This window comes from Frankia sp. CgKIO3, from assembly GCF_977946435.1.
Genome location: NZ_CDWTMO010000255.1, coordinates 1 through 3861, shown reverse-complemented (window position 1 = coordinate 3861; position 3861 = coordinate 1). Strand labels below are relative to the sequence as shown.

At 67.3% G+C, this 3861-nt stretch carries 4 protein-coding genes; 2 read left to right on the top strand and 2 right to left on the bottom strand.

Annotated elements, in window-relative coordinates; genetic code table 11:
- Positions 1–202: 202 nt before the first annotated feature.
- Positions 203–1567 (bottom strand): IS66 family transposase, encoded by a 1365-nt coding sequence (locus tag AC08OJ_RS19110; RefSeq protein WP_476596456.1) that lies wholly within the window; start codon positions 1565–1567, stop codon positions 203–205.
- Positions 1568–2017: 450 nt separating this feature from the next.
- Positions 2018–2200, bottom strand: a complete 183-nt coding sequence (locus AC08OJ_RS19105) for a helix-turn-helix transcriptional regulator (RefSeq protein ID WP_476594787.1) — start codon at positions 2198–2200, stop codon at positions 2018–2020.
- 162 nt (positions 2201–2362) lie between these two features.
- Between AC08OJ_RS19105 and AC08OJ_RS19100 the strand changes: the two genes are divergently transcribed.
- Together AC08OJ_RS19100 and AC08OJ_RS19095 are read left to right on the top strand one after the other, a co-directional pair.
- Positions 2363–2605 carry a hypothetical protein gene (locus AC08OJ_RS19100; protein ID WP_476594788.1) on the top strand — a complete coding sequence of 81 codons (243 nt, stop codon included), beginning with the start codon at positions 2363–2365 and terminating at the stop codon, positions 2603–2605.
- A gap of 582 nt (positions 2606–3187) precedes the next feature.
- Positions 3188–3861 (top strand): CRISPR-associated endonuclease Cas3'' (locus tag AC08OJ_RS19095; RefSeq protein ID WP_476596455.1); only part of this gene is annotated, 674 nt, incomplete at its 3' end.

Below are 3861 nucleotides of genomic sequence, written 5' to 3'. Positions count from 1 at the left end.
AGATCAAATGATCAACTTATTTAATGACTATCCCTAACGAGGCATCATCGAGGGTTCACTCACGTTCACCCGCTCGGTCTTTCCCTCACCTGTAACCCCCGGATGAATCAGGGACCCTTGGGCTTTCCCCGGGGCTTCGCACCCCGCCGTTACCAGCGACGCACGCCCAGGTGGGAACGGGCCATCGGGCACTGGCCCGGGATTATGTCACCGGCATCAGCCGGCCCTCCTTTCGACACATCCACTTGTAACGTGCGACCTCGTGTCGCACCTCGGACTGGTTGTTCGTCGGCCACACGTCGAGGTCGAAGACGAAGCGGAGCACGTCGTCCTGCCGGTCACGCAGGCATTCGAGCAGGCAGCGGCCGACCGGCTGCTTCGCGCCCTTCTCGGCCGCGGGGACGTCCCTGAGCCCGACGCGGACCGCGCCGCGGTACTCGGCGACCAGCGGGTCGCGCAGCGCGGCGGGGACCTCGGCCAGCCCTGCCGCGCGGGCGAGGTTGGCCTGGTGGACCAGGCCCCGCAGCGACTCCTGGAGCTGGACCGGCCACACCTGCTCCGGGTAGGTCTCGACGGCGTCCTGGATGTCACGCAGCAGATGGCTGACACAGAGTTGGTGCAGGAAACCGACGAACTCCTCGGCGTCGTAGAGGGCGTAACGGTCGTGGACGACGACCCCGAGCATCCGGCCGAGCAGGAACAGCCGGAAGCTGGCCTTGTCGCGGCGGCCCAGCATGAACAGCGTGAACAGCAGCGTCGACGCGGACAGCACGTAGCGTTTCTTGCCCTTCGGGCCGACCTTCAGCGGGGTCTCGTCGAACCCGACAACCTTCTCGGACGCGATCCGCTGTTCGATCGCGTCGACCGACTCGGCGACCACGTCCGCTCCCAGGGCCAGCAGCGAGTGCAGCCAGCCCGCCGAGACCTCCACCCCACACAGCTCGGCGATCGCCTCCCGGGTCCGCTCGACCGGCAGGTGCTGGCGGACCAGGAAGTACAGCGCGAGCGCACGCAACTCGGGCCCGTAAGACACCGGCGCGCCGGACAGCCCGCCGGGCCGGGCGGCGACGTGGCGGCGTCCGCAGCCGCACACGACCTGGTGGAAATCATGCTGGGTCACGGTCGACCTGGCCGGTTCGACATCGTGGGACTGGTGCGAGCGCGCGACCCCCGCCGGCCTCGCCCCGGCCAGCGCCGCCCCGCAGTCACACGCCCCGGCCGGAAAATGCGCCTCGACCCGATCCGGGTCCTCCCGCCAGGCCAGCGTCAACCCGTCCGCGCCCGGCTGCTTACCACGCTTCTTCTTCCCCACCCCGCCACCGCCCGCAGCCCCGGGCGTCCCACCCGCCGGCCCGGGCGGCTTCCGCCCCGGGATCGCGTCGTCCGTGGACGGCGACAACGACGAGTTCCGCGACACCTTCCGCTCCAGGTCAGCGACCTTCGCCGTCAGCTTCGCGATCTCCCTGGCCTGTGTCGCCACCGTCGCCCGCAACTCGGCGATCAACTCCGCCTGCGCGCGGACGAGGGCGATCAGCCCCTCGATCGGCATCTCCTCCGGCGGCGGCACCCCACCACGTCACCACACGCACCAGATCCGATGCGCCACACATCAGCCAACAGTCGGACCCGGAACGAGCGCCAACCACTCACAGCAACATCAACAATGAAGCTGAATGTTTACGAAAATCGGCAGGACGCGGCACACGAATGCGCCCCCGAACCCCCACTCCCCTCGGGGAAAACAACCCGCCGGACGATGGACAGAACGGCACCTGGCGTCACCCACCTCCGACGGCACATATGGAGCTTGCGCTACGCGCAAGCTCCCAGGACCCATGAGGCCGCCCATCGAACCAAGGGCGAGGGGCTCCGGGCACGCCGTGCCCTGGTAGAGAATTCTCCGGGGTGGCGTCGAGGGAAAGGAACCTGACCCTGGGTGAGCTCAGCGACTGGGATATCGGCGTTGCCGAGCGTCGCAGGCGTCGGCTACGGCGGCGAGGCCCTTCCTGGCGGAGTTCTACTGGCCGTCGAGCGCACCGGGGCGGTGCTGCCGTAACCATGCCTCGACCTCAGGGCGCCGCCAGGCCCGGAAGTTCGGTCGCGCGATAACGGGCGTCGGGAAGTCGGACGCCTTCGAGATCATCTTGTTGACGGCGGTCTGGGGGATCCCAAGCAACGACGCGATGTCACTGCTCGTCATGGTCTCATCCGCCACGGATCAACACTAGCTAGTTGCAGCGCTACAACCTCAGGGCGCATACTTTGATTGCAGCGCTACAACCCGTTGCGCCGAGAGGCGACTCCGCCCCGTGCCGACGATCGAGGCGGGACATCCGCGACGGATCCGCAAGGAGGCCGCAGTATGACCACCGTTCGACCATCCGAGCCACCCCCCAGTCCACAGCACGCGTCGGAGTTCGTCACGGTGACCCGCATCGTGCACCCGCCGGCGGTCGACATCGGGCTGTCCGTCTCGCCCGAGGCGACAGTCGAACAGGTAGCCGCCGCCTTCGCGTCCATGCCGGCCAGCGCCGTCTTCGCCGAGCACTTCGGCGACGTCGACGTCACCTTGGTCTTCCGCGAGACAGCATCCTCGGGCGACTGATCCGCCTTGGAGAGGGCGTCCGCCCGGGGCGGGCGCTCAACGCTGCGCGGCGACGTTCTGCGCCGCGCCTTCACTCCGTTGTGATCCTCGCCGGGGACGGGCCCGTGCGGAAATCGGCGTTAGGGAGAACCATTCTGCCTTGCGGCCAGGCCGCGAAGGTCGTCCGTTTCGTGGACGAACGCGGCGGTGAAGATGCGGGTCTGCAATGTCGAGGAAGCCGTGGTCGGGATCGTCGGCCAAGATCCGCTCTCCCCAGCTGATGGGTCGACTCCCGCTCCAGCGAGTCGGTGGGGTACTCGCAAGGTTGGCTCAAGGTTCCGAGCTCTGCATGGTCGTGCTGGAGTGCCCTTCGAGTAGCAGCTTCCGGCATGTTTACATGATCGCTTCGTTCGTCGGCGGGACTATGGTCCTGAGCCGGATGGGTCGGGAGGCCGATGGTTGGGAGATGGCATCGACTCCCGGCCGGAAACTGTCGGACCCATCCGCCTGAATGATCCTCGGACGAGGTTGCGTCGCTAATCGGCCACGGGGGGTGGCTCGACGCGGACTCGAGAGCGGGGTTCAGCGATGTGGGCACACAGTATGAACACGTCCGGCATGCGCCACCGACTTGTCGATCATCTTGAGGGCACCGCACTGCTCGCTGAGCGTTTCGCCGCGGTGTTCGGTGCCGGTGAGGTGGGCCGCTTCGCAGGATTGGCGCATGACGTGGGCAAGGCATCCTGTGCCTGGCAGGACGGTCTGTTGCGGGCGGAGGCGACGAGCGTCCGCGTGGGCGAAGATCATAAAACGTTGGGCGTTCTTCTCTCGGAGCGGCGTGGGGCCTTCCCGGTGCTCGGTTTGCCTTTGCATGGTCATCACGGCGGGCTGACCAATCCGTCCGAGGTACGCTCGATGATCAAAGATCGAAGCAAACCGCGAGATGTACAGGACCGGGCGGAAGCGGAGGCAGCGCTACGTCCGCTGCTTCCTGGGTTGTTCGACGGGCCGCCGGTGCGTCTCCCGGTCGGGTTCGATGAGCCGGGTACCAGCGAGATGCTGATGCGCTTCCTGTTCAGCGCGTTGGTCGACGCGGACGGGCTGGACACGGCGGCTCATCGGTTCGGTGGCCAGCCGCAGGTCGCGGCTCCCGCGGACATGGCGATGTTGTGGGATCGGTTCGTCGGTCGGCGCAAGGAGATGCTGGCGGGTCGGCCCCCGCACCGGCTGCGGACCGGTTGCGCGGTGAGGTGGGCATTATGCCGACGTCGGCATAA